This window comes from Lactobacillus sp. RTP31084st1_F9_RTP31084_210423 (genome assembly GCF_040919545.1).
Lineage (GTDB): Bacteria > Bacillota > Bacilli > Lactobacillales > Lactobacillaceae > Lactobacillus > Lactobacillus paragasseri.
On record NZ_JBCOVH010000001.1, the window covers coordinates 37,145 to 63,638 of the forward strand.

25 protein-coding genes and 1 tRNA gene are annotated in these 26,494 nt (G+C 33.6%); 18 read left to right on the plus strand and 8 right to left on the minus strand.

Annotated elements, in window-relative coordinates; genetic code table 11:
• The first annotated feature begins 326 nt into the window (after positions 1–326).
• From AB5359_RS00205 to AB5359_RS00220, 4 genes are all read left to right on the plus strand, one after another.
• Entirely contained in the window at positions 327–1,859 is a 1,533-nt protein-coding gene (locus AB5359_RS00205) for a type I restriction-modification system subunit M (RefSeq protein WP_368279987.1), read from the plus strand.
• Complete coding sequence (locus AB5359_RS00210; protein WP_368287181.1) at positions 1,849–3,000, plus strand: restriction endonuclease subunit S; 1,152 nt, start codon at positions 1,849–1,851, stop codon at positions 2,998–3,000. The genes AB5359_RS00205 and AB5359_RS00210 overlap by 11 nt, the downstream gene beginning before the upstream one ends.
• Positions 3,001–3,075: 75 nt before the next feature.
• The gene (xerA, locus tag AB5359_RS00215; RefSeq protein ID WP_048687278.1) at positions 3,076–4,047 is read left to right on the plus strand and encodes a site-specific tyrosine recombinase/integron integrase; all 972 of its coding nucleotides are present in this window, start codon (positions 3,076–3,078) and stop codon (positions 4,045–4,047) included.
• Between the two features lie 6 nt (positions 4,048–4,053).
• Complete coding sequence (locus AB5359_RS00220; RefSeq protein WP_368287182.1) at positions 4,054–4,563, plus strand: restriction endonuclease subunit S; 510 nt, start codon at positions 4,054–4,056, stop codon at positions 4,561–4,563.
• Here AB5359_RS00220 and AB5359_RS00225 read toward each other — a convergent pair.
• A complete protein-coding gene (locus tag AB5359_RS00225; protein WP_368279919.1) occupies positions 4,560–5,108 on the minus strand; it encodes a restriction endonuclease subunit S in 549 nt (182 codons plus the stop codon). The genes AB5359_RS00220 and AB5359_RS00225 overlap by 4 nt on opposite strands.
• A 102-nt stretch (positions 5,109–5,210) precedes the next feature.
• Between AB5359_RS00225 and AB5359_RS00230 the strand changes: the two genes are divergently transcribed.
• The 3 genes from AB5359_RS00230 (at position 5,211) to AB5359_RS00240 (ending at position 10,255) form a co-directional block, all read left to right on the plus strand.
• A complete protein-coding gene (locus AB5359_RS00230; RefSeq protein ID WP_126327911.1) occupies positions 5,211–8,327 on the plus strand; it encodes a type I restriction endonuclease subunit R in 3,117 nt (1,038 codons plus the stop codon).
• A 179-nt stretch (positions 8,328–8,506) separates the two neighbouring features.
• Complete coding sequence (locus tag AB5359_RS00235) at positions 8,507–9,547, plus strand: serine hydrolase (RefSeq protein WP_048687274.1); 1,041 nt, start codon at positions 8,507–8,509, stop codon at positions 9,545–9,547.
• 183 nt (positions 9,548–9,730) lie between these two features.
• Positions 9,731–10,255, plus strand: coding sequence for an NUDIX domain-containing protein (locus AB5359_RS00240; RefSeq protein WP_024273084.1), 525 nt, complete (start codon positions 9,731–9,733; stop codon positions 10,253–10,255).
• A 25-nt stretch (positions 10,256–10,280) separates the two neighbouring features.
• Here the strand turns inward: AB5359_RS00240 and AB5359_RS00245 are convergent, their stop codons facing one another.
• Both AB5359_RS00245 and AB5359_RS00250 read right to left on the minus strand, forming a co-directional pair.
• On the minus strand, positions 10,281–10,664 hold the full coding sequence (locus AB5359_RS00245) for a hypothetical protein (protein WP_039155883.1): 384 nt from the start codon (positions 10,662–10,664) through the stop codon (positions 10,281–10,283).
• Positions 10,657–11,976, minus strand: a complete 1,320-nt coding sequence (locus AB5359_RS00250; protein WP_048687270.1) for a Y-family DNA polymerase — start codon at positions 11,974–11,976, stop codon at positions 10,657–10,659. The genes AB5359_RS00245 and AB5359_RS00250 overlap by 8 nt, the downstream gene beginning before the upstream one ends.
• Positions 11,977–12,121: 145 nt before the next feature.
• Here AB5359_RS00250 and AB5359_RS00255 point away from each other — a divergent pair.
• A tRNA-Leu gene (locus AB5359_RS00255) sits at positions 12,122–12,205 on the plus strand.
• Between the two features lie 35 nt (positions 12,206–12,240).
• Here the strand turns inward: AB5359_RS00255 and AB5359_RS00260 are convergent.
• Positions 12,241–13,089 (minus strand): RluA family pseudouridine synthase, encoded by an 849-nt coding sequence (locus AB5359_RS00260; RefSeq protein ID WP_048687268.1) that lies wholly within the window; start codon positions 13,087–13,089, stop codon positions 12,241–12,243.
• A 106-nt stretch (positions 13,090–13,195) separates the two neighbouring features.
• On the opposite strand from AB5359_RS00260, the gene AB5359_RS00265 reads away from it, so the two are divergent.
• Genes AB5359_RS00265 through AB5359_RS00285 form a run of 5 tightly spaced genes read left to right on the plus strand, consistent with a single transcriptional unit; the run spans position 13,196 to position 20,257 of the window.
• Positions 13,196–15,253 carry a PBP1A family penicillin-binding protein gene (locus AB5359_RS00265; RefSeq protein ID WP_048687266.1) on the plus strand — a complete coding sequence of 686 codons (2,058 nt, stop codon included), beginning with the start codon at positions 13,196–13,198 and terminating at the stop codon, positions 15,251–15,253.
• A 25-nt stretch (positions 15,254–15,278) separates the two neighbouring features.
• Positions 15,279–15,632 carry a YlbF family regulator gene (locus AB5359_RS00270; RefSeq protein WP_048687264.1) on the plus strand — a complete coding sequence of 118 codons (354 nt, stop codon included), beginning with the start codon at positions 15,279–15,281 and terminating at the stop codon, positions 15,630–15,632.
• 5 nt (positions 15,633–15,637) lie between these two features.
• Positions 15,638–16,861, plus strand: a complete 1,224-nt coding sequence (locus tag AB5359_RS00275; protein ID WP_048687262.1) for a DNA repair exonuclease — start codon at positions 15,638–15,640, stop codon at positions 16,859–16,861.
• A complete protein-coding gene (locus tag AB5359_RS00280) occupies positions 16,842–19,277 on the plus strand; it encodes an AAA family ATPase (protein ID WP_065425551.1) in 2,436 nt (811 codons plus the stop codon). The genes AB5359_RS00275 and AB5359_RS00280 overlap by 20 nt, the downstream gene beginning before the upstream one ends.
• 2 nt (positions 19,278–19,279) lie before the next feature.
• The gene (locus tag AB5359_RS00285; RefSeq protein WP_003646883.1) at positions 19,280–20,257 is read left to right on the plus strand and encodes a 3'-5' exoribonuclease YhaM family protein; all 978 of its coding nucleotides are present in this window, start codon (positions 19,280–19,282) and stop codon (positions 20,255–20,257) included.
• A gap of 54 nt (positions 20,258–20,311) precedes the next feature.
• Here the strand turns inward: AB5359_RS00285 and AB5359_RS00290 are convergent, their stop codons facing one another.
• The 4 genes from AB5359_RS00290 to AB5359_RS00305 form a co-directional block, all read right to left on the minus strand.
• On the minus strand, positions 20,312–21,208 hold the full coding sequence (locus tag AB5359_RS00290; protein ID WP_003648324.1) for a peptidylprolyl isomerase PrsA: 897 nt from the start codon (positions 21,206–21,208) through the stop codon (positions 20,312–20,314).
• A 121-nt stretch (positions 21,209–21,329) separates the two neighbouring features.
• Positions 21,330–21,680, minus strand: coding sequence for a YtxH domain-containing protein (locus tag AB5359_RS00295; RefSeq protein WP_003648325.1), 351 nt, complete (start codon positions 21,678–21,680; stop codon positions 21,330–21,332).
• Positions 21,680–22,168, minus strand: a complete 489-nt coding sequence (locus AB5359_RS00300; protein ID WP_048687258.1) for a hypothetical protein — start codon at positions 22,166–22,168, stop codon at positions 21,680–21,682. Before AB5359_RS00300 ends, AB5359_RS00295 begins: the two co-directional genes overlap by 1 nt.
• 83 nt (positions 22,169–22,251) lie before the next feature.
• Positions 22,252–22,686 carry an HIT family protein gene (locus AB5359_RS00305; RefSeq protein WP_048687257.1) on the minus strand — a complete coding sequence of 145 codons (435 nt, stop codon included), beginning with the start codon at positions 22,684–22,686 and terminating at the stop codon, positions 22,252–22,254.
• Positions 22,687–22,781: 95 nt separating this feature from the next.
• On the opposite strand from AB5359_RS00305, the gene AB5359_RS00310 reads away from it, so the two are divergent.
• The 5 genes from AB5359_RS00310 to AB5359_RS00330 all read left to right on the plus strand — a co-directional run bounded on the left by AB5359_RS00310 (position 22,782) and on the right by AB5359_RS00330 (position 26,472).
• Complete coding sequence (locus AB5359_RS00310; protein WP_048687255.1) at positions 22,782–23,528, plus strand: ABC transporter ATP-binding protein; 747 nt, start codon at positions 22,782–22,784, stop codon at positions 23,526–23,528.
• The gene (locus tag AB5359_RS00315) at positions 23,521–24,732 is read left to right on the plus strand and encodes an ABC transporter permease (protein WP_048687252.1); all 1,212 of its coding nucleotides are present in this window, start codon (positions 23,521–23,523) and stop codon (positions 24,730–24,732) included. Before AB5359_RS00310 ends, AB5359_RS00315 begins: the two co-directional genes overlap by 8 nt.
• Positions 24,733–24,743: 11 nt before the next feature.
• The gene (trmB, locus tag AB5359_RS00320; RefSeq protein ID WP_048687250.1) at positions 24,744–25,397 is read left to right on the plus strand and encodes a tRNA (guanosine(46)-N7)-methyltransferase TrmB; all 654 of its coding nucleotides are present in this window, start codon (positions 24,744–24,746) and stop codon (positions 25,395–25,397) included.
• A gap of 59 nt (positions 25,398–25,456) precedes the next feature.
• Positions 25,457–25,939: a hypothetical protein gene (locus AB5359_RS00325; RefSeq protein WP_077410461.1), complete on the plus strand. Its 483-nt coding sequence runs from the start codon at positions 25,457–25,459 to the stop codon at positions 25,937–25,939.
• 212 nt (positions 25,940–26,151) lie between these two features.
• Positions 26,152–26,472 carry a thioredoxin family protein gene (locus AB5359_RS00330; RefSeq protein ID WP_003648332.1) on the plus strand — a complete coding sequence of 107 codons (321 nt, stop codon included), beginning with the start codon at positions 26,152–26,154 and terminating at the stop codon, positions 26,470–26,472.
• Positions 26,473–26,494 lie beyond the last annotated feature (22 nt).

A 26,494-nucleotide genomic window follows, 5' to 3' on the forward strand; every position in this document is an offset into this window, starting at 1 on the left:
ATTATGGTACCAGTAGTTTTAAAATCAGTCAAGTTTGTGAATCACTGCAGTTATTATTGATTCATAATTACTTGGCAGTTTTTAAGAAGCAGTATACATTCCCACAAACTAATAAAATCTTATCTCTATAATTCATCTTAAATTTCCACTATAATTCAGAATTTATAGCCTGAGTTAATAACTGTGCTAATTCAGCGCGAATAGTATAAATCGCTTAGTAAAGCGGTTAGTCAAGAATGTATAATTGATCACATCAGCTCGTGGCATGTTGAAGCAGTGGCGGTTCTTGAGAAGAAATAGGATAAACATATATTGAGTTTAAGATACTGGCAATAAAATCCAAGGAATTAAGTATTGAAGACAAGCTTTGGAAAACAGCGGATGCATTGCGTGGAAGTATGGACGCTTCTGAGTATCGTAATGTCGTATTAGGTTTGATTTTTCTAAAATATGTTTCGGATTCATTCGAAGCTAGGCATGCTGAATTATTGAAGTCTGATTATCCCGAAGACGCTGAAGATCCTGATATGTATCTTTCTGAAAATATCTTCTGGGTACCAAAAGAAGCGCGTTGGGAATTGATTCAACAATCTGCTAAAACACCACAAATTGGTGAAATTATTGATAATGCAATGGACACGATTGAAAAGCATAATGATGCACTGCGCGGTGTTTTAAGTAAGAATTATGCATCTCCTGATTTAGATAAAACACGTTTAGGTGAAGTAGTAGACTTGATTTCTGATATTAAATTGGTAAATCAAAAGTCTAAGCAATCAGATGTTTTAGGTCGTGTTTATGAATATTTCTTAAACCAGTTTGCTTCAAGCGAAGGTAAAAAAGGTGGAGAATTCTATACACCTCGTTCGATTGTTAGAACTCTTGTTGAGATGATTGAACCATATAAGGGTAGAATTTATGACCCATGTCGTGGTTCTGGTGGGATGTTTGTGCAATCAGATAAGTTTGTACAAGAGCATCAAGGTAAGATTGGAGACTTGTCAGTTTATGGTGAGGAATCTAATCCAACTACATGGAAACTTGCCAAAATGAATTTAGCTATTAGAGGAATTGACAATAACCTAGGACCACATCAAGGCGACACATTCTTAAATGATCTTCATAAGGGTGAGCGATTTGACTTTATCTTGGCAAATCCACCTTTTAATGTTAAACGCTGGAGCGGAGACAAATTAAAGGAAGACGCTCGTTGGAAGTATGGTGTGCCACCAGAAGGAAATGCCAATTATGCTTGGATTGAGCATATCATTAGTAAATTAGCTCCAGATGGTAAAGCAGGTTTTGTTCTTGCCAATGGTGCACTGTCTACATCTACAAAAGAAGAGTATGCAATTCGAAAAGCGCTCCTTGAGAACGATAAAATTGATGCAATTGTGGCGTTACCTGGTCAAATGTTTTATTCTACTCCGATTCCTGTTTCATTATGGTTTATTGATATGAACAAAGAATCATCAGATGAACGGTCACGTAAAGGTGAAACATTATTTATTGATGCTCGTAATTTAGGTGAAATGATTGATCGAACTCACCGTGGCTTTAATTCAGAAGATATAAAGAAAATTGCAGATACTTATCATGCTTATCGTGGTACTAATGGGCAAGAATATAAAGATATTGCTGGTTTTTGTAAAATTGCTAAGTTAGATGAGATTGCCAAGAATGACTATGTATTAACACCAGGACGTTATGTTGGACTGGCTAAGCAAGAGGATGATGGCGAACCATATGAAGTTAAGATGAAGCGATTGACTGGTGAATTGAAAGAACAATTCGAAGAGAGCAATAAATTACAGGCTCAGATTAAAGATGTATTGAAGGAGCTTGGGTATGAAATGTAAATTAGGTGATTTAGTGCAAAGTATCTCCGATACATATGATTTTAAGGGAAAATATTCTGTAATATTTGTTAATACAAGTGATGTTTATGATGGAAATATATCAGGAGTAAAGTCAAATATTAATAAATTACCAGGTCAAGCAAAAAAGAGCATAGAAAACGATGATATACTATTCTCTGAAATAAGACCAAAAAATAAAAGATTTGCTTTAGTTGAAAAAATAGATACAAAAAAATATGTAGTTTCGACTAAACTTATGGTTTTGAGAAATAATAATCATAAACTTCTTGATACTAAATATTTGTATTTATATTTAACCTCACCGACGATGATAGATTATTTTCAAAATGAGGCTGAATCAAGATCAGGTACATTTCCACAAATTACTTTTAAAGATAATGTGGCAAATGTTGAAATTGACTTACCTTCTTTAAAAGAACAACAACATATTGTTCAGAAGATAAACACAATAAACGAAAAAATAGTATTGAATAATCAGATAAATGATAATTTATCTAAAATTCAGTTGCTAAATCTATCTAAACTAATAAACAACAAATTATATGAAATATCTAAGATTAAAGATTTGGAAATAACAGTTTCAGATCATGTAGCAAATGGTAGCTTTAAGGCATTAAAAGATAATGTTACTTACTTTGATTATCCCAATTATGCCTTGTTTATCAGAAATGTAGACTTTAAAAATAATCTCTCCGGTAATAAACGATACATTAACAAAGAATCATACAATTACTTAAAAAAATCACATCTGTTTGGCGGTGAAGTAGTAATCTCAAATGTAGCCGATGTAGGAAGCGTTCATAGAGTTCCTTTTATTAAGAAGCCAATGGTTGTTGGGAATAATCAAATCTTTATAAAATCAAAATATCATACTATGACCGATTATTTATACGTTTATTTCCAGTCGTTTTGGGGACAAAGTGCAATTTCGTCAATTACATCTGGTTCAGCACAGCAAAAGTTTAATAAAACAGATTTTCGTTCACTAGAAGTACCAATTCCTACTAAAAATTGGATACAGAGCAATATAACTCCATACGTGACACTTCAAGATAGAATATTTAACGAAAACCAATCCCTAAAACGGATCAAGGTTACATTACTTAATCATTACTTTTAAACCGCTAAATTATCATTTATCCACAAAGTTATCTTTGTATGGTGTAATATTTCTTTAAAAAGGGAGATATTGACTATGCAGAAGGTAGAAGCAGATAAAGTAGTTAGAGAAATGATATCGTACTTGAATAATCAGCAACTGGTAAAGCTAAAAAGTGTGTTAGGTATCTTTGTATCGGCTGATGATGTTGAAGATAGTTTGGAAGATAATGAATTGTTATTAGAAAAGTATTTTGCAGCTAAACGGACTGAAGGATGCTCTGAAAAATCCATAAAGTACTACAAAGCTACATTAATTAAAGCTCTAACTTCAATTGGCAAAAATGCTAGGGAAATAGTGACGGATGAACTAAGAGATTATTTGACTAATTACCAAATAATTCACGAATCAAGCAAAGTTACGATTGATAATATTAGACGAATTATGTCTAGCTTCTTTAATTGGCTTGAAGATGAGGATTATATTCTAAAAAGTCCAGTTCGTAGGATTCATAAGGTAAAAGTATCAACAACTGTGAAAGAAACTTATTCTGATGAGGAACTGGAAAAACTTCGGGATAATTGTACGCAACTACGTGATTTAGCTATGATCGATTTTTTAGCATCAACGGGAATACGTGTTGGAGAATTAGTTTTATTGAATCGTGATGATATTAATTTTCAGGAGCGTGAGTGTATAGTTTTTGGTAAGGGAAGTAAGGAAAGAATCGCTTACTTTGATGCTAGAGCCAAATTACATTTGCAAAAATATCTAAACAGTAGAATTGATAATGAACCGGCCTTGTTTGTGTCTTTGTATAAGAAATATACAAGGTTAACGATTGGTGGAGTAGAATCTAGGCTTAAGAGTTTAGGACAAAAAGTAGGCATTGCAAAAGTATATCCGCATAAATTTAGAAGAACGTTAGCGACAACTGCGATAGATAAGGGGATGCCAATAGAGCAATTGCAGCAATTATTGGGACATAAAAGAATAGATACAACGTTACATTACGCAATGGTTAAACAGCAAAATGTGAAGATAGCACATAGAAAGTATATAGGGTGATGAAGTGTGAAAGTAAAATTACGTGACTGTGCACAGCTTATTAAGACAAGAGTAGGTATGGAAAAAGCTACATATAATAACTATGTGAGTACAAATAATATGCTTCCCAATCGTGGGGGAATAAAATTTGAGGATAGCAATTTGCCAAAATCAAAAACGGTAAATTATTACCAGAAAGGTGATATTTTAATATCAAATATTCGACCATATTTTAAGAAAATTTGGCTTGCTGATAGAGATGGAACTAGATCAGGTGATGTACTATGTTTTAGATCTGATGATCCGAAATTGTTAGGTAAATATTTGTATTGCACTTTACAAAGTGATCACTTTTTTAACTATGTTGTATCAACTTCTAAAGGAACAAAGATGCCACGTGGGGATAAAGAAGCTATTCTGGATTATGAGTTTGATTTGCCTACGGAAAAAGAACAATACAAAAAATATAATCCTATTATACGTATTGAAGAGAAAATAGAATTAAATAACCAAATAAATGATAATTTAGTTGCTTAAAAATATTTGTTAAGTAAGCTTGCTTTTAATTGCATCAGTTTTTTTGTTTCAATATTATTTGTATGGATTTGATCAAAAATTGGTCTAGCAATATTATTAAACTTATCCAAAATTGACTCTCTGTCAGGCACTGTAATTTCTAAATTGCTAAAATCAGATTTGTTTAAATTTTTAATTGTTGTTCCACCACTACCCAGATTTCCAATTTTATCTTTTAAAGATTTCAATTCAAGAAAGGTACAATACAAATACTTTGGCTTAAGAATTAATGAATTGATTTGTTGATTTGTTTGAACAGTAGTACCTGTTAAAGAAACAAGACCTGGAGTTCCAATGCAACTTACCATTATTGAATTAGGAGGTAAATATTTACTTTTTTGTGAATTAGCCCCTAATAAAGAAAGACTTTGCATTGTTTCATCTATAAATACTTTGTTATGCATGTCTGGTATTTTAACAAAGGGTATATCAGTACCATAGTTTTCTTTGATTTTTGTATTAGGTGTTTTACCGGTAATAATATTTTGCGCTAATTGTTGTAACATAATTTTAAATTTAATGTCTTTACTGTATTTATTCCAAATTAGTGATATTAACTCAAGTAAATTATCATTTATCTCACTCAAAAGAAAGGAGCGTGATACCTTATGTCAAAAGGTTATTTACTAGAATCTGATGTTGAAAACCTAGCTTTAGATACTTTAAGACAGGTTGGATATAACGTTTATAAAAGTCCTAGTCCCACAACACCTAATCTTGAAATTGATGCAATGAGAAATAATGATCATTCAGCAGCTCTTTTAACTGATAATGTTAAAAAGGCACTTCGAGAATTCAATCCAGGATATTCAGATGAAATTTATAGAGAAGCATATCGTCAATTGATTAGATTAGCTGATAATCCTGATATGATGATCAATAATCATTATTTCCATAAATTATTAATTGAAGGTATTAGAGTTAAAATAAATGAAAATGGTGAAAGTAGAACTGTAGTATTATATCCAATTGATTTTGATGATGTTGAGAACAACGAATTTATTGCTACTAATCAGTTTACTTTCAAAGGTACTCATGAAAGACGCCCTGACGCAACAATTTTTATTAATGGCTTGCCAGTTGTTACATTTGAATTTAAGGATGCTGGTAATCCTAATGTAGGTATTGAGAGTGGCTATAGACAGCTACAAACCTATAAGACTGAAATACCAGAATACCTAAAATATAATGAAATTCTGATTACTTCGGATGGTATTAATTCACGAGCTGGTTCTTTAACTGCGGGATTTGATCGTTTTATGCGTTGGAGAGCACCTAAAAATGTTTCAGAAGATGATGATCTTCAAATAGAAACAATGATTAAATATATGCTGAAGCCAAAGGATTTACTCAATATTATTGAGAACTTCATTATTTTTGAGACTGATGGAGATAATACTGTTAAGATTTTGGCTGCATATCACCAATACTATATGGTAAATAAAGCTGTCAGAGCTGCAAAAAGAACGATTGCAGATCCTAATGATAAACGTATCGGTGTTGTATGGCATACGACGGGTTCTGGGAAAAGCTTATCAATGGTTTTCTTTGCTAGTATAGTAGCTCGAAAGCTCAATAATCCTACAATGTTAGTAATCAATGACCGTAATGATTTGGATGATCAATTATTTGATACTTTCGCTGCGGCACATGAATTTTTACGTCAAAATCCTGAACATGCTGAATCACGAGATGAATTACGTAAATTTATGGATAAGCAGTCTGGTGGCATTGTATTCTCTACTATTCAAAAGTTTTCTCCTGATTTTGAAAAAGGTGAGACAGATATGCCCGTATTGACAAATAGGAGTGACGTTATTGTTATTGCCGATGAAGCACACCGTACTCAATATGGATTAAAAGCCAAATTTACAAATAACGGCTTACGTTATGGATTTGCAAAATATTTGCGTGATGCTCTGCCAAATGCCGCATTTATTGGATTTACGGGTACGCCAATTTCAACTGCTGATAAGTCAACAGTTGCTGTTTTCGGTAATTACATTGATGTCTATGACATCACACAAGCGGTAAATGATCATGCTACTGTTAAGATTTATTACGAGAGTCATGTTTTTCCTTTAAAATTAAAAGGGGATGCACAGGCAAAATATCAAAAGCTTCTTCAAGATGCTAATTTAGATGATGATCCTAATCTTGAGGAGAATGCTCAGCGTAACCGAGAATTTTCACGGTTAGAAGCATTAGCTGGTGCTAAACCACGCCTGCAAAGTATTGCTAAACATTTTATTTATCATTTTGAATCCAGACAAAAGGAAGCATTTGGTAAAGCGATGATTGTTGAAATGTCTCGTCGTAATGCTGTACGTTTGTATGATGAAATTATTAAACTTCGTCCTGAATGGGAAAGCGATGATCTTAATAAAGGAAAAATCAAAGTTGTTATGACATCGTCGGCTGCTGATGGTCCAGAGATGGCGAAGTTTCAAACTAGTAAAGCAGATCGTAGAATCCTTCAAAAACGTATGAAGGATGACAGTGACGAATTACAAATCGTTATTGTAGTTGATATGTGGTTAACAGGATTTGATGTACCTTCTATGAACACAATGTATATCGATAAACCGATGAAGGGACATAATCTAATCCAAGCAATAGCGCGTGTTAACCGAGTATTCAAAGACAAAGATAGTGCTTTAATTGTCGATTATATTGGTATTGCTGAAAATTTAAAATCTGCATTAAACATCTATTCTACAGATGATCAAGGTCAAGTTGGGATTAATATGAATCGGGCTTTAGCTCTTTTAAGAGAAAAGTACGATATTATTACTAATGACTTTTTGTACGGAATTGACTATTCTGATTTTGATTCGGAAGATGGAGCTACTCGATTAAAAGTTACTAGACGAATAGCTAATGAAATTTTACATGAAGATGAAGATACGCAGAGAAAGTTTCTAGATGTTGTAACAGAGCTTCAGAAAGCTTATGCTTTAACTTCAACTTTGCCTGAGGCGCAGGCTTATGGGGAAGAAATTGCATTTTTTAAGACAGTAAAGGTATTTATTCAAAAGCTAAAAGAACCTGTTACGTCATCTCGGCCAGGAAAGCATGTAGATGTAAAATATGAAATGCAGCAATTATTAGATCAATCTATTATTTCTGAGCCGAATGTTAATATATATAACGAGCTAGGGATTAAGAGACAAAATATTGACTTAATTTCAGATGAGTTTTTACAAAAAATTAATAATATGCCAGAGAAAGATGTGGCAATTACTCTATTAGAAAAATTGCTTAAAGGTAAAATTAAAGCAATGATGAAAACTAATAAAGTGACATCTGGAAAATTTGAAGATATGCTGAAAAAAGCCATTGACGAATATAATAAGCGGGGTATTACCAGTGAAATAGTTATTCGTAAGCTTATTGAAATGGCTAAAAAGATAAATGCTGAGCAGGAAAAGGGAAAAGATTTAGGTCTTAGTCCGGAAGAAATCGCCTTTTATGATGCACTAGCTGATCATAAAAAAGCCGTTGAAGTACTTGGTGAAGAAAAATTGCATTTGATTGCTCAAGAATTAGTTAAACTAGTCAAAGAAGAAGCAGGTGTTGACTGGGAAAAGAGACGCAATATTCAAGCAAAAATGCGTGTAGCTGTAAAACATCTTCTTAGAAAATATGGTTATCCACCTGATATTGCTCCAGCAGCGGTTAATACAGTTGTTGAACAAGCTGAACTTATGGCATCAAATGAATAATGAAATAATGTAAGTTAAAGTGTACTTTTCCATAAATGATCGGATTAGTACATTTTTTATTTATGCTGGTTGCTTGAGTAGACTGATAGATTAGGCATACAATTAAAGAAAAGTGATAAAAGGAAATTCTGCAAAAAATATCATCATTGTACTTTGCGCGGTAAATGAAAGGAATAGTTATGCATCATAAAAAAATTATTGTCTATATCTTTTTGGCGCTCTGTATGTTTTCAGTATTTTTATTTATTGTGCCTTCGGGAAGCAGGATAGATCCTGGATTAAAAAATTCACAAAAGCAGCTTAAAGATTATATGAAATCAAATCATATCAATGGAGTGATGCTTGTTAGCGGAAAAGATGGTAAGCCAATTGTCATTCAAAATAATGAAATATCTAGCAAAAATGACATAGTGAATGCGAATCAGCTATTTCCAACTGCTTCTCTTCAAAAGATTATGACAGGAACTGCGATTTATAATTTGCAACAAAAAGGTCAGCTAAATTGGAATACGCCTTTATCTAAATATTATCCACAAGTTTCAGGTAGCAGCGACATAACAATTCGTGAACTAATGAATCATACAAGTGGATTAATTAATAATGCGCGGCCATCTGAACCGCTTAAAAATCAAGAAGAGCAGATTGCTTATATGCTCAAATACATGCAGAATGATCATTTACACACTTGGGATTATCAAGATGTGGATTATGAATTGTTAGCAGCGATTATTAGTAAAGAAAGTGGCGTAAGCTATAACGACTATATTAAAAAGGATTTTGCTAAGCAGTTAAAATTACGTCAAATTAAGGATTATTCTGAAGTTAAGCAAAATGAGGTTCCTCAACCAATGAGCAGCAATGTCGATTGGCATAAGGTAGTTGTGACTACATCATCTGATTTTGGAGCTGGAAACTTGTTTATATCACCTAATGATTATTGGAAGTTTGTGTATAACGAAGTGTTGAAAGATCCTAAGATGATTAACGAGTATGCTCAGCAAGCTAAGCATCAAGCAGTAGCTTACTATGGTGGAGTTTACTTTAAAAGGGATGTTATTCGTGCAGAAGGTAGTATCCCTGGTTATAATTCTTGCTTTGTAGCTGACTACAAAACTAAGGAAATGATTATGTTGTTTTCTAATAATATTAATTACTTAACATTGAAGAAGGCTTCTGATTATCTGCTTCATCATTATATGGGTGAAGGATTTGGATTGTAAGAATGAGTTTGAAAAGGAAAAAGTATGAAAAAGTTTGAATATCAAAATAAAAATATTTAAAACTTCTGCAACTATTTATAATTTTGCAGAAGCGATGGCAATTTTGAAAAAGAGTATCAAGAATTTTAAATTGTCTTGGCCAATTAAGATTAAAATTGAAAAATAAACTATTAGGAGAAAAACATGCCAGAACTAAATCTCGAATTGCAAGACACGCAATGGCCGAAAACCTATATCGATCATGATCGGCAAATAGTTCGTGCGATTGTGGTTGATGATGAACAGAATTTCTATTTTGTAAAAGTACAAAGAGACGATGATTTCGGTAAAGGTACCTTTATTGAAACATCTGGTGGCGGAGTTGAAGCAGGTGAAGATCTAACTACAGCGCTTAAAAGAGAACTAAAAGAAGAACTGGGCGCAAATGTTGATATTCTTTGTAAAATCGGCGTAGTAAGTGACTACTATAATTTGATTCATCGACACAATATTAATAATTATTTTCTATGTAAAATAAATTCTTTTGGTAAAAAACATCTAACGCAAGCAGAAATTGATGATTTTCATTTATCAACTCTAAAACTAACTTATGATGAAGCAGTTGATGCGTATGAAAAGCAAACTAATGCCAAATTAGGACAATTAATTACTAATCGAGAATTACCAATTCTCAAACAAGCAGAAAAACTAATAAGCAATTATAAATAAAAATGGGATATGAACGCTGTTAAGCTCATATTCCATTTTTATTTGGTCTTAATATGTCAACATGATTGATATCCTCAATTTCAACTGCGTAACCTGAAATAATTATCTGACTATTATGATAACCATTAACAAAACCAGTAATATCTTTTCTAAATTCGTTATTATAGTTACGATTTTTAAGTTGCAGTCGAATTTTATAATGGTTGCTAAAAGCTTTCAATAATGTTCTACTTATTTCTTGCAAGTCCATTTCTGTTTCTTTTTTATAAGTAGTATTAGCTTTCTGATTATCTTTATTTATTTGAACAGTATGATCGCTTAAGAAAAAACCACCCCATTTTTGCATCCCGCGGTCGTGATAGTTTTTGAAGAAATTTTGGATCTCTTTATCAAAATTTGCATTATTCATAGGCGTTACCACCATTATGACCGCCAACTAGATTACTGCGTTCAATAGCAGTCGCGCCTTTAAGGAGGCTAGAAGCTTTGACTAGCGAAGTAAAACCATGTTCTTTTCGTATTTGGTCAACAATGTGGTCTAATTTATATCTTTTAATTTGCAGATCAAAGTCTTCAAGCATATTTAATTGTTGAGTACCATCAGGTGATAAGTCAGTATAGCTAACACTAATAGTTCGAACACTTTCTCTATGCCAGTTTTCACGAAATAGGGCGATCAGTTCCTTTACTAAGTCATGGTTTACATTAGTTGGGGTAATTTTACGTTGAACGCCAAAACCACCGCGCTTAGTAGTTTCCGCCAATTGAAATAAAGAAAAGCCAATATATAGACTAACTTTGCCAGCTCGTAAATTATGGGCGCGGATACGAGCGGCAACTTGTTCACCAATTTCTCTAATAACCAGTTCTATTTCACGTTGATTGAAATAATCCCGCGTTAAAACTTGAGAGTTACCATAGCTTTTACTTTTGGGATGGTATTTTTGTCTGATGATGCTACGATCGACGCCCCAACTTTCTGCCAATAACTGCTCGCCAATAATCCCAAATTCTTTTTTTAGAAGATAGGGTTTGGAGTGAGCTAAATCATACATATTGTTAATTCCGATTTTTCTTAAACGATTAGCAGTGCGAGTATTAATTCCCCAAACGTCTTCTAATTTTTCTATTTTCCAGATAGTATCGGGGACATCAAGATAATGCCAAAAAGCAAGCATTGATTTCTTGTGTTTAGCAGAATTATCCATTGCTAGTTTGGCCAAAAGGGGATTTTCACCGATCCCGCAAGTAGTGTAAAGGCCTAAAGTATCATGGATATCTTTTTGAATTCTACGGGCAACATAATAGGGATCATTACCAAAGAGCCTCCAGGAATCAGTCATGTCGATTATCCCTTCATCGATAGAATACATGTGGATATCTTCATTAGCTGCATATTTTCTAAAAATATCTAGGACTTGGATACTGCGCTTAATATAAAGATTCATATGTGGTTCAACTAGCTTTAAATCGGGAGCTTTCCATTTAGGTGGCAACTGGCGAACGCGCATGACATTATGCAAACCATATTTTTTCTTAGCTAAAGGAGAAGCCGCCATAATTAAGCCAGATCCCCAGCAACTGTCAGGCTGTCTAGATACAACGGCTAAACAAGCTTCCATCGGATTAAGACCTAAACGAAGCGCCTCACAAGAGGCAAAAAAACTCTTATTGTCAATCATAAAAATTAAGCGATGCGGTTCGTAGCGATAGTCATACATAATAATTACCTTCTAGTTGAACATTTGTTCTGATTAATTAATATTATACGAACAATAGTTCGCAAATGCAACTTAGATTATTTTTAAATTATTTGACTTTTCAATTTTGCCAACTTTTTGGTATGATAGATATGTTCTAGAGGTTGCCTCAATGGCGGAATTGGCAGACGCGCAGCGTTCAGGTCGCTGTTCACGTAAGTGAGTGCAGGTTCGACTCCTGTTTGAGGCACATGAAAAAAGAGATATGCATTTTGCGTATCTCTTTTATTTTTGTTTCAATTTAACAGTTTTACTTTCAAATTTAAAAGGCCTCATAAAAGTAAGTTGATAAGCAGTTAGTTGTAAACTCTCTCCTTTTTGATAATTAGGATTGTACAGAGGATCACCAATAATAGGGGCGTTAAGTGCTGCTAAATGAACTCTAATTTGGTGTGTGCGTCCCGTTTCTAGAGTAAGTTTTACCAGTGCCTTATTTTCACATTCTTTAACTATTTCATAATGAGTAATAGCCTTTTGACCATCGGATCGTACCATTCTTTTTCTTTGATCATTAGGATCATGTCCAATGGGCAAAGAAATTGTTCCACTTTGTTTTAACTGATTTGATTTAGAAACCCATGCTAAGTATTCTCGGTGCAAGGTTTTATTAGTTAATTGCCGGTTTAAGATGGGAACAACGGCAGGATTTTTAGCCACTAATAATAAGCCATTTGTAAGCATATCAAGGCGGTGAACAATAAAGGGACTGTAGCCTAGATAAGTAGCACAATCATTTAATGCAGTGTCTTTTTCATTTAAATTCGGGTGTGTTTTTTGCCCGGCGGGTTTATCAATTATTAGAATGTCTGAATCTTCATATACAACTTCAGGTAAACTTCCACTAGCGGTGTAAGTTTGTTGTTCACTTTCGACATGATCTAGATAAATATCAATCTTATCACCAGCTTTTACTAAGAAATTAAGTGGTAAGTAATGTCCATTAATTAAAATCTGATTTTCAGTACGTAAAAAATGACGCCATTTTCTTGGAATTAATAATTTGCGCATTAATTCGTCAACACTTATTGGTCCTAAATTTGCAGGATATGTAAGAAAATAATGGTATGAGGTCATCTTTTCCACCTTATCTAATTTTTAACTTTTAAAATACTATTTTTCAAATAAAGATATGCTAAAATCGTCATATTAGGTTTATTGACGAAAAGGGAGTTTTAATTTTATGCATTCCCAAAATCATGAGTTTTGGCATCGCGTACATTTAGCGATTAAAAACTTCAACCACCGCTTTCAAATTTGGCGTTGGTTAATTTTAATATTGCTGTCGTGTTGTTTGTTCGTTTGTACTTATTATACCGTTAAGGTAAAAACTTCAAACATCTCTAACATGAAGGCAGCTCTTTCTACTACAACTACTATTTATGACAATAAAAATCAAAAGGCGGGGTCACTTTATTCGCAAAAAGGTTCTTTTGTAGAATTAAGTCAGATTTCACCTAATATTCAGGATGCCGTTATTGCGACAGAAGACCGAACTTTTTATAAAAATCCTGGCTTCAGTGTTAAGGGAATGGCTAGAGCAGCCATAAGCAGTGTAATTCACCATGGTATTGTTGGTGGTGGTTCAACACTAACGCAGCAATTAGCTAAGAATGCTTTATTAACACAAAAGCAGACTTTTTCTAGAAAGTTAGAAGAGCTCTTTTTTGCAATTGAAATTAATCGTGTTTACTCTAAAAAAGATATTCTAACGATGTACTTAAACAACGCTTATTTTGGTAATGGTGTTTGGGGAGTTCAAGATGCTGCAAGGCGGTATTTTGGTAAAAATGCAAGTGATGTAACTGTAGGTGAAGCAGCTACCATTGCCGGGATGCTGAGAAGTCCAAGCTATTATAATCCAATTGACCATATGGATAATGCAATTTCACGGCGCAATGTGGTTCTGGGCTTGATGGCTGATACAGGGAAGATCTCAGAAACTCAAGCTGATAATGCCAAAAAGACGACATTAACTTTAGAAGATACATTTTCTCAAGAAGATGGTTATCGCTATCCTTACTTCTTTGACGCAGTTGTGGATGAAGCAATTGATCGTTATGGTTTAAAAGAAGAAGATGTAATGAACAAGGGCTTAAAGATTTACACTACTCTTGATACAGGTTATCAGAGTGCTTTGCAAGATAGCTTTGAAGAAAGCTGGAATTTCCCATCAAATGCAAGCGATGGAACTAAAGTTCAGGGAGCAAGCGTTGCGATGGATCCAAAGACGGGAGCCGTTCGGGCAATAGTTGGCGGAAGAGGTCAACATGTCTTTCGAGGCTATAATCGTGCCACGCAGATGAAGCGTCAGCCTGGTTCAACGATGAAGCCACTGGCCGTTTACTCGCCAGCCCTTCAAAGCGGCTATCACTACGATTCGGAGCTTTCTAATAAATTACAAAAATTTGGCAAAAATGGTTATGAGCCAAAGAACGTTGATAATCAATACTCAAATAAGATCCCAATGTATGAGGCTTTAGCACAAAGTAAAAATGTTCCAGCTGTTTGGCTATTAGACAAAATTGGTGTCAGCAAGGGTGTTCAATCTGTTGAAAACTTCGGCATTCATGTTAATAAGAGCGACCAAAACTTGGCCTTAGCTTTAGGTGGTTTGTCGACAGGAGTTTCTCCAATGCAGATGGCGAGAGCTTACAGTGCTTTTGCTAATGAAGGAAACTTACCAAATCAGTCTTACTGCATTACTAAAATTACAGATGCTAGCGGAAATGTAATTGCTCAAAATAAGAATCCTGGCAGTCATCGAATTATTTCTACTAATACAGCTAAAGAGATGACTTCTATGCTCTTAGGTGTTTTCACTTCTGGTACTGGTAGATCAGCACAGCCAGCAAACTTTAGAGTAGCCGGTAAAACTGGATCTACAGAAGTGCCAGATAGTTATGGTTTTGGTACTAAGGATCAATGGATTGTTGGTTATACTCCAGATGTTGTTTTGTCAACTTGGGTTGGTTTTGATAAGACGGATCAAAATCACTATATGGAAGGGATTTCTGAAACAGGAATTACGCACCTTTATAAGTCTGAGTTAGAACGCCTGCTTCCATATACTTCGCAAACGCAATTTAAAGAAAAGAGCGCTCAACAAATTTCTCAAGATACAGGTGCAAATTCGGACTGGCTTGGTAATATTGGAAAACAAGTACAAAAAGGAATCAATGATACTGGGTCTAAGTTTAACGAATGGTATAATAATCTTAAAGGACTTTTAGGTCAGTAAAAATAAAGGAGATTTAATTATAAAAATGGTTAATATTTATGATAATGCCAACCAAATGGCAAAGGACTTACAAGAAACTGAACAATTTAAGGATTTAAAGAAATCTCTTGAAAACTTGAAGAACAAGCCAGAAAGTTTAGACTTATACCAAAGAATGGATAAGCTTCAACAACAAATCTTGGCTGCTCAAAATTCAGGTCAACCACTTTCTGACGATGTTAAGAAAGAATACCAAAAGATTAATGAAGAAGTTCGTAATAACGACGAATTAAAGGACATGATTACTAAGGAACAAGCGCTCTTCCAAATGATTAATGATGTTCAACAAGCTATAACTAAGCCAATTGGTGATTTATACGATGATTTAAAGGCAAAATAGTTAATATGAAATTTATGCATTTAGCCGATGCGCATTTAGATAGTCCTTTTCAAGGACTATCTTTTTTGCCATCTAATGAGTTTAATAATATTAAGCAATCAACCCAAAAGTCGTTTACTAAAGCAATAGATACAGCACTAGATCAAAAGGTAGATTTAGTTTTAATTGCGGGTGATACTTTTGATTCAGTTCATCCAAGTCCGCAAAGCCAGTTATTCTTTAATCGTGAAGTAAAAAGACTTACTGATCAAGAAATACAAGTTGTAATGATTTTAGGAAATCACGATTATTTAAATCCAGACGAAATGATTTTGCCACAAACGCCGTATTTTAAGCTTTTAGGTTCTGATGAACAGGTAGAAACCGCAGACTTTAAGACTAAGTCTGATTTTCCTTATACAGTCGCTGGCTTTTCTTATCAACATAACCATATAGAAGTTGACAAAATTAGCGAATTTCCAAAAAGGGGCGACAATTTTACTATTGGTTTGATGCATGCTGGGGCTAAAACAACAGCAGCTTATCAAAATGTCTACGCTCCATTTACAACTGCAGAAATTAAAGACCTAAATTATAATTACTTTGCCTTGGGGCATATTCATTTGCGTCAGACTTTGAGTGAGAAGCCGCTAATCGTTTATAGTGGTAATTTACAAGGTAGACACATTAATGAGCAGGGAGCTAAGGGTGTTTATATCGGTACAGTAGATGAATCCACCCAAGAAATAAACCTTGATTTTGTTGAAACAGCCCCAATTATCTGGCAAATGGTGACTTTGAATTTAGATCAAGCAATTTCTCAAACAGACTTAACAAAGCAAATAATTGAAGTTTTAACTAAAAAGAATACGCAGCAAACTTTATTTGGCCTGACAATTCAAGGTGCCCAATACTTAAGCGAACAAGAGCTAGAATTAATTAATGATAGTGATTATTGGCTTCAGCTTGCTAATTCTTTAAAATTTGATTCGCGACTTGTGAAAGTTTATTTGACCAATAATGAAAAACTTCAACTTAAGACGGCTGATAAAGAAGCTTTTGATCAAGCAGAGAATGAAACTTTCGAACTAGATAAGATTTATTCTTTAGCTAATGATTTAAGCAAAAAGAGCGATTATGTTGCTGATCTGTTGAAACAGCCAGAATTTATTGACGAAGTAAAAGAATTAGCACAAGTTAAATTGGGACAAAAGTTAAAGGATATGGATGATGAAACTAACCCAAATTAAAATTATTCACTTTGGAAAATTAAATGATGTAACTTTTAATTTGAACAAAGATTTAACAATCTTTTTAGGTGCAAATGAAGCGGGTAAAAGTACGACAGTTGCTTTTGTTAAGCAGGTTTTATTTGGCTTTCACTTGAGAAATAATAAATCACCCTTCTTTGAGAATTATCACCCCCTAGATCATGTAAGTCCGATGGGTGGTAGTTTGACCTTTGAAGATAAAAATGATGTTTTTGTTTTAAGTCGCTTATATGCTAAAGGCGATCCTAAAAAGGGTGTTTTGACTGTCAACTTAAATGATGAAGTCGTACCAGAAAGCGTATTTTTTGATCGAATTCAAAATATTGATGGTAGTTTTTACACTGATAGCTTTATTTTCAACCAAGATATGATGCGTGAAGTAACTGGTCTATCTCAAGCAGAGTTGATGGAACAGATTTATTTTTTAGGAGCTTCGCAAAGTCATAAATTGCTCGATTTAAGGGATGAATTTTCAAATAATGCGCAAAAGCTTTTTAAAAAGAGCGGTCGTAAACCTGTAGTTAACCAGTTAATTAATCAGATTCAAGAGCAAAAAGAAGTTTTGGCTCAAACAGATAATGAATTTAAAGATTATCGTGAACTTGAAAAGAAACTAATTGTAGAAAAAGAAAATTTAAAAAAAGTTCAGACTGAGTTAGTTAAGCTAAATGAACAAGAACAAAAAATTAGTCTTTTGATGCAAAAATTAACCAATTTTAAACAATATCAAGAACTAAAACGCGAATTAAAACCGCTCTCTTTTTCTAAAGAAGGTTACGAAAAAGCTCAGGCTATTCGGAGTAAAATTGCGGACTTAACTAATGATGTTGATAATTTGAATAGGCAACTACAAGAAATTGAGACAAGTAGTGAACTATCTAATAAAGAGAAAATTCAAGCTTTGGTTGATCATAAGGCAGAAGTTCTTCATTGGGAGAGTGAAAGCAAAGACTTGCAAAGACAAATTGAAGCAGCTAAGAAAGATTTACAGTCTTATGACCAATTTCAACCAGAAGCTGTTAAATTAAGTAAGTTGTCTAGTGAAGCAAGAGGGCAAATAAAGTCTGATTATCAAGCTTTAAATAGCCAAAAACAAGAAGCTAATAATTTACCAGCGATTGTGTCATTAATCTTGTTAGTTGCGGGAATTTTTAGCGCAATTGCAATCAGTAACTTATTTGTTCGCTTTTTAGGAGTGATGATTGCTTTAGGTGGCCTTGGTTTATTTGTTTGGACAAGACAAAAGAATGTTCAAGCTGGTCAAAGAGAACAAGTATTTATTGAAAAGTATGGTCTTAATCCAAATACAGTTGATTTAAATAGCTTATGGAATGAAGTAGTTCAAATTGAGTCTAAGAAGCAATTGCTAATCCAATTAGATCAAGAGCAAAAATCTTTAAATGAAAAGGTTCAAGCTTTTGTTCAAAAGTTATATCCTCTTACTCAGAAAAAAATTCAAACTTTTTCTGAGATTGTGAGTCAATTAAATTCACTGCAAAAAATACTTGATCAAAGTAATTTAGCTAAGCAACACTTAAATGATTTAACAATTCAGTTACAAGATAAAAAGAATCAACTGGCTAAAAATAAGATTGAGCTTTCTAAGCTGTTTGCAGCAAATAAAGTTACTAACTTTGCTGAATTTACAGATTTGAAGAAAAAAGCAGAAGAGCAAGAACAGTTGAAGATGAAAATCGCAGCATTGCAAAATGATCTCCAAGCTGATCTAGCTCAGTTAGAAAAGATCGCTCAAGATCCAGATGCATTGACAGAAAATAAAGCTCAATTAGAAGAACAAATTACTCATAAGCAAGATCAAATTAACAATTTACATGCTGAAAATGCTAAGCTTGAGAATCAAATGAATGTTTTAGCAAACTCAGATAAGTATTTTGCAGAAAAGCAAAAGCTAGCTGATCTTGAATCATCGTTAAATGAAAATGTTAAAGAATATCTAGCAAATCTGTTGACTAGTAACTGGATTGCACGAGGGTTAGACTTAGCTTCAAATGAGCGTTTTCCTAAGATGCTTGAAGATGCTAAAAAGTACTTTAAGTTACTAACTGGTGGTAGATATATAGACATTGAGTTAGATAAAAAACTTAAAGTTAAGCGGGCAGACGGCAAAAAAATTGAAGTTGAATATCTTTCGCGTGGAACTAGTGAGCAATTGTACTTCGCTTTGAAATTAGCCTTCGTTGAACAAGTTGCTGATAAGATCGCGTTACCAATTCTAATTGATGATGCCTTTGTAAACTTTGATGCCCAAAGAACGAATTATATTGTTGAATTATTAAAAGAATTGGCTAAGAAGACGCAAGTTTTGATTTTTACAGCACGTCAAGATTTAGTAACTAGTCTTGAGATGAAGCCAATAATGATAGAAAAGGAATAATCATGATAAAAAGGTTACTTGATTATAATGATGGCGAAGATATGGATTTGGTTTTGCTATTAAAAGATTCAAGTCTTCGCACCAGTAAGAATGGTAAACAATATTTAGTTTTACAATTTAGCGATTCAAGCGGCACAATTAGGGGAAACCTTTGGAATGCTAGTCAGCAAGATGCTGATACTTTTAGTCCAGGCACTATTGTTGAATTGAGCGGAAAAAGAGAAGAGTATCAGGATCGTCCGCAGATAAGAATCTATGACCTAAGAGTAGTAGGACCAAATGAAGGGTATGACTTAAATCAATTTGTTCATTCTGCTCCAATTAAGCAAAAAGATCTTGAAGAAGAAATTAATAAACGTGTTTTTGAAATTTTGAATCCAACTTGGAATCGAATTGTGCGTTACTTGCTTAAAAAGTGGAATAAGCAATTCTTTTCATATCCAGCAGGTAAGTCTAACCATCATGCTGTTAGAAATGGATTAGCATTTCATACTGTTTCAATGTTAAGGGATGCCGAAGGAATTGCTAATACTTATCCACAAATTAATCGTTCGCTCCTTTATGCTGGGTGTATTTTGCATGATATGGGAAAGGTGATTGAATTATCTGGTCCTGTTGCTACTAAATACACTACTGAAGGAAATTTGATTGGTCACCTAGTTTTAATTGATGAACAAATTATGCTAGCAGCACATGAACTAAAAATTGATGAACATAGTGAGGACTTAATGCTTTTGAGACATTTAGTTTTATCACATCATGGATTGCCAGAATATGGAGCCGCTCACAGACCAGTAGTTTTAGAAGCTGAAGTTTTGCATAAGATCGATGATTTAGATGCTACAGTTTATGCAATTACTAATGCTTTGCAGCAAACTAAACCAGGGGAATTCACTGAAACAATTAAGTCACAAGATAATCGTAGATTTTACCGTCCTAAAAATGATGAGGCTTTAGATCAAGCACCAAAACTAGAATAAAAAAATACCGAGATCGTAAAAATTGATCTCGGTATTTTTTAGTGGATAAAAGTTTTATTTCGAAAGGCTATCTGATGAAACGTATTGGGAAAGAACGTTCTTTAAGTCTTTGTCTTTGATAGAAACATCAGCACGTTTAAGAACAGTAGCAATTACACTTCTCATAACGCTTTGGTCTTCAGACATTGATTGATAAATTTGGTTATCAATTTGCTTCTTGTGTTCTTTGAGAGTACCTTTAGCAGGGTGCTTAATCATCTTAATTACGTGATAGCCGTATTGAGTCTTAACTGGAGTAGTAGTGATTTCGCCAGTCTTAAGCTTAAATGCAGCAGTCTTGAAGCTAGAATCTAAAGTGGAATCAGTTGAATCGAATGCAGGTAACTTACCGGCATCATTCTTAGTCGCAGTATCAGTAGAATACTTCTTAGCTAACTTCTTAAAGTCGCCACCATCTTTTAATTGTTTAATGATATCTTCGGCAGTACTCTTCTTTGAAACAAGAATGTGTTGCACAGTAACTTCTGGTTGATAATTCTTCCAAGCTTTCTTTTCTTGAGCTGGAGTAATCTTCTTGATGTGCTTTAAAGCAGCTTCAGTCAAAAGATTAGTCTTCAAGTTATCCTTAAAAGTTGAAGCAGTCATTCCATTTTGTTCAAGAACTGAGTCAAATTGACTACCATATTGTTTCTTGTACTTGTTGTATTCTTTATCAACTTGTTTTTGAGTAACGTCTTTGCCGTATTGACTTTCTAGGGCATCAGAAACAATCATGCTGGCAAGGGTAGATTGACCTGCTTGAGATTCTTTCATCTTGTTGTAGTATTGTGACTCGGTAATTTTACCGCCCTTATAAGTAACGACAGCTTTACCGCCAGAACAAGCAGTAGCACTTAAGGCAATTCCTGCAAAAGCTAAAACAGTAGCTGCTTTCTTCCATGTTTTTTTCATAAATTAATTTGCACATCCTTTGCTTAATTACAAGTTCAAATATAACATAAAAACTCTTATTATCCCAATGGACAATAAGAGTTTTCTTGATATTTATAAAAAAGACTAACAAATCTTAAGATTAAAGTTCATTTTTGATTCCATTAATTGTAGATTCTGCTTCCTTGGTTAGTGTAGAAACGTTTTCTTTCATTTGATCTACTTCTGGCTTAATTGAACTTTGAAAATTAGTTAAGCTGTTTTGAATGTCTTTAACTGATTTTTCAGCTTGTGGTAAGTCATTTATCAACTGGTCAGCAGCACTTTTAGCTTGTTTTGTGCTAGTGGCTAATGAAGTAGCGTCATTTTTAGTACCATTTAAAAAGAGACGAACATCATCTTTAACTTTATGACCAGTTTGTGGATTAGGAAGAAGAGAAATTCCTAATCCTGCTAAACTACCTAATCCTAAGCCAATTCCAAAAAATTTCATTAATTTTCTTCCTTATGTTCTTCTTCGCTTGCACCAGAATTGCTGTCTACTTTTTCTTCATCTTGAGTAGCATCTTTAACATCGTCGTTTACATCTTCAAGATCTTCGTTTGCTTCATTTAATTTGTTCTTAACTGCGGCAAAAACGCGATCATGGTCGACAGCCTTGAATGATGCTGCAGAGAAGGCATCAACTAAATCATGAGCCTTATCTTTAAGTGAAGGACGATCTGAAACTTCAACTTCTTCATCTTCAACTGGGCTTTCAGTTGCGTCAGTGTCTTCAGACTTTTCTTTTTCTGGTTGTTCCATTCTCTTTTCTTCTAATTCATCGTAAATTGTTTTAACGCGGTGAACTGAATCATTGAAGTTATCTGCAGAATCCTTTACATCGCTTCTAATTGAATTGCCACTTAATGGATTCTTGGCGTATGATAATAAGCCACCTGCAACTGTACCAGTAAGAATTCCTAATAAAAATCCAGACATAATGTATACCTCTTTATCTATTCAATAATTTTTAACTTAATAACCATCTTTATTGTACCGCATTAAAGGAAAAATTACTGATATTATAGATTGTTTTTGATAGCGTTTGCAACTGCTTGGTAGTCTGCTTCTGAATATTGATCTGCATTGTTTACATGAGGAGTAGAGATTGGATCATTTTCACTTCTACGTGGAATTAAGTGAATGTGGGAATGCATAACAACTTGTCCTGCAATTTCACCATTATTTACTTCAACATTTAATCCTTTAATAGTCGGATCAGACTTTTTAATTGCTTGTGCAACAACTGGAATATATTGTAAAAAGCGAGCAGCGTCTTCTTGACTGTAGTCAAAGAGGTTAACCAAGTGCTTTTTAGGAATAATTAGAGTATGTCCTTTAGTTACTTGAGAAATATCAAGAAAAGCTTTGACGTCATCATTTTCAAAAACTGTGTAAGAAGGAATTTCTCCTCTAATAATCTTACAAAATAAACAATCCTTTTCTAATTCTGCCATGAGACCGGCTCCTTTCTTAATGAAAAGAAAATTTAGTTTAACTTATGTTCATGCTATCATAATAAGGAAGTATTTGCAGTAGAGAGGAAAAATCTATGGCACTTAAAATTGAAAATTTAACTGGTGGTTACTCCGGAATTAATGTCATTAAAAATGTAAATTTAACAATAGAACCTGGCCAAGCAGTTGGCTTAATTGGTTTAAATGGTGCTGGTAAATCAACAACAATTAAGCATCTACTTGGATTATTAAGAATGCAAAAGGGGAAGATTACTTTAAATGGAGTAAGTCTAACTGAAAATCCTGCTGAATTTAAAAAGATGGTTGCTTATATTCCAGAAACACCAATTTTATATCCAGAATTAACTTTAAAGGAGCACCTTGAATTAGTGATGCTTACTTATGGTTTAGATCATGATCAAGCATGGATACGAGCAAAAGAATTATGTAAGATGTTTCGTCTGGAAAATAAACTTGATTGGTTGCCAATTAACTTTTCTAAAGGAATGAAGCAAAAAGTAATGATTGTAACCAGTTTTTTAGCAAATGCAGACTTGTTAGTAATTGACGAGCCCTTTACGGGTCTTGATCCTTTAGCTGTAGCTAACTTTATTGATCTAGTTAAAAAAGCTGTTGCTGATCAGAAAATGGTTTTAATGACTACTCATGTTCTAGCTGAAGCTCAAGAAGCTGTGCAAACATTTGCGGTACTCAATAATGGCACAATTGAAACTGAAGGTAGTTTAACTGAAATTAGGCAGTTTTATGGCTTAAAGCCTAGTGATTCATTTGATCGTTTATATCAAATTTTAAATCAGAAAACGGTGAAGAAGCATGACTGATTTAATTAAAAATAGACTCAATAAAAACTTTAAAAAGCAAATGCACTATCTAACTTTGGTTTTTAATGACTTTTTTATTTTAGCTCTAATTTTCCTATTTGGAGCTTTAATGTTTTGGTATGCGCAGAATATTAAGAAGTGGCCGAATAATCTTTGGTTTTATAAGCCGCTTTTAGCCTTGATTTGGACTACAACTTTAGGAATTGGTCATTTTGCGACTTTATTTGATAGGGCTGATGAGCATTTCCTTTTTAATCAAGATAGTGAAATGAAGAATTATTTCAAGCCACTGTATATGCATAATATGATTCTGCCAACGGTCTTGATCATTTTAATATCAGGCATTTTATTGCCATTTGCGACAATGAGGGCTGGTTTTTCAATTGGCGACCTTGTATTTATAGTAATAGGATTGATTGCAAGTAAAGACTTACAATTTAAGTTGATTGTCAGAAGTTTTTATTTTAATAAGCATGCTTACTACAATACTTGGCTTTTTTTAGGGATTAACTTTTTAATACTCTATTTATCTTTTTTAGGATATTATCCAAATCCAATTATTTATTCGAATTTAGCAATTGCAGGCTGGATTGGAGTGGATTATTTACCACGTGGTAAAATGTTTGACTGGTACAAAGCTTTAGACTATGAAGAAAGACGAGTTGATTTGCTAAATAATTTCTACAGTATGTTTACTGATGTACCAGATAAGAAAGTTCGAATCGCTAGAAGAAAGTATTTAGACTTCTTAATTAAAACTGAAGATCAGACACCGAATACTTTTATTTATCAAAGAGTATTATTAAGGGATCCAGAATATAGCAATTTATTGATTAGAATGGTGCTCTTTTCAATTTTATTAATTGCTTGTTTGCAAGATGCACGCTGGGCAATTGCTAGTGGTGCTTTGATTATTTTCTTAACGCTTTATCAGCTGATTCCTCTAGGAACAGTTTATGAACATAATATGATGTATCATGTAATGCCAATTCCGCTAACCTCAAGAGGAGAAGCACTAAGAAAAGTTTTGCAAAAAGGAATGCTACTTGAATGGGGATTAATCAGTTTAGCAATAATTATTTTTTCTCCGCAAAAATTAGAAGCAGTTGGTGGCATTATTGGTTTGCTTGCTTTGACATTCTTGTTGCTATATTTCTATTTACCAAGTAAAATTGAACAGTTATTTAAAAAAGTTAGATATTAGGTTGTGAAAAAATGAGATTAAGAAATAAGCCTTGGGCTCAAAAATTGGTAGTTGAACATCCAGAAGCTATTTTGAATGAGCCAGATCCAGAAAAGAAAATTAACTGGGAAGAGAGATTTGATGACTTTTCTAAACCTTTGGCAATTGAAATTGGCTCAGGTAAGGGACGATTTATTACTACTTTGGCTAAGAAACATCCTGAAATGAACTTTATTGGCGTAGAGCTGCAAACAACAGCTGCAGGGATGATTTTGAGAACTAAACTAGAAGAAAAGATTGATAATTTACAGTTAATGTGTGCTGATGCAGCTAATATAGCAATGTATTTACCTGAAAATAGTGTAGATGTTGTTTACTTGAACTTTTCCGATCCATGGCCAAAGACGCGTCATGAGAAGCGGAGATTGACTTATAAGAGCTTTTTAGACAAGTATCGACAGATATTAAAGCCAGAAGGACATTTAGAATTTAAGACAGATAATCAAGGATTATTTGAGTACAGTTTGGTAAGTCTTAACAATTATGGGATGAAATTTGACTATGTCAGTTTAGATTTACATCATGCAGAAAATGAAATTTTCGAAAGAAATGTTGAGACTGAGTATGAACATAAATTTGCGGCAAAAGGAAATCCGATTTATTGTCTGCATGCACATTTTGAATAAGTTGAAAATGCTTCTTTTGTTAGAAGCATTTTTTATTTTCTCCAAAAAATGTCCTTAGAATGCGTAATAAACATGTGGATGGCCTACTCAATTATTCTGCTCAGAACGAATCAAAACAATTGCAGGATGGCGTAACTAAGATTATTATTAATTCACAAGTTTCAGCTGAAGGGCAGAGCGAAGACTTAAAAGCCTTGGCGAAGCTGATGAACAATGAACCTGTGAATTTAAATAAACATTTTGATTACGCGCAAAGAAGAATTAAAGAAATTAACGAAGATCCGGAAACGAGGGAGAAGATTATGCTTTACGAAACAAGAATGCTAGAACGTGAACAAGCTGCTGGGAAAGCAGGATATGCAGAAGGAAGAAAAGATGGGGTTGCAGAAGGATTAGAACAAGGAAAAATTGATTCTGCTAAAGTTATTTTCGAAAATCAAATGGATAATGGTAGAACTTTGGAACAAGCTACAGAATTTGTGAAAAGCTTAAAGCTAATTTCTAACAAAGAATTAGAAAAAATAATCGATCTTTATAAATAATAAAAAGTGTCTAGGAAAAATAATTTTCTTAGACACTTTTTTCATCCAATTATCAGTATCTTTTCTAATCTCTTGCATTATGTACTACCTTATTTCTTGCCTTTTATTGTAGTCCGTTTTTAAAATTAACTGAAAGATCTTGGACTAGATTTTTAAAATAAAAGGTTGTAAAATAAACATAACTTATAAAAAGTAAGAAAAGAGTGAAACGGATGGAAGAAATCAAAGAATTAACTTCTGAAAAATTAAAAGAAATTACAAAGAATGGCAAGGTAGTACTATTATTTTCAGCTGCATGGTGCCCAGATTGCCGCTTTTTAGATCCATTTTTACCACAAATTGAAAAAGATAATTCTGATGCAAAATTCTATAAGGTTGATCGTGATGGTTCAGTCGATGTAGCAAAAGAATTAAATATCTTTGGAATTCCTAGCTTTGTTGTCTACCAAGATGGCAAAGAAATTGGTAGACTAGTAAATAAGGACAGAAAGACTAAAGAAGAAGTAGAAAACTTCCTTAACTCTCTCAAATAGTCTAGGAAAGGAAATTTACTAG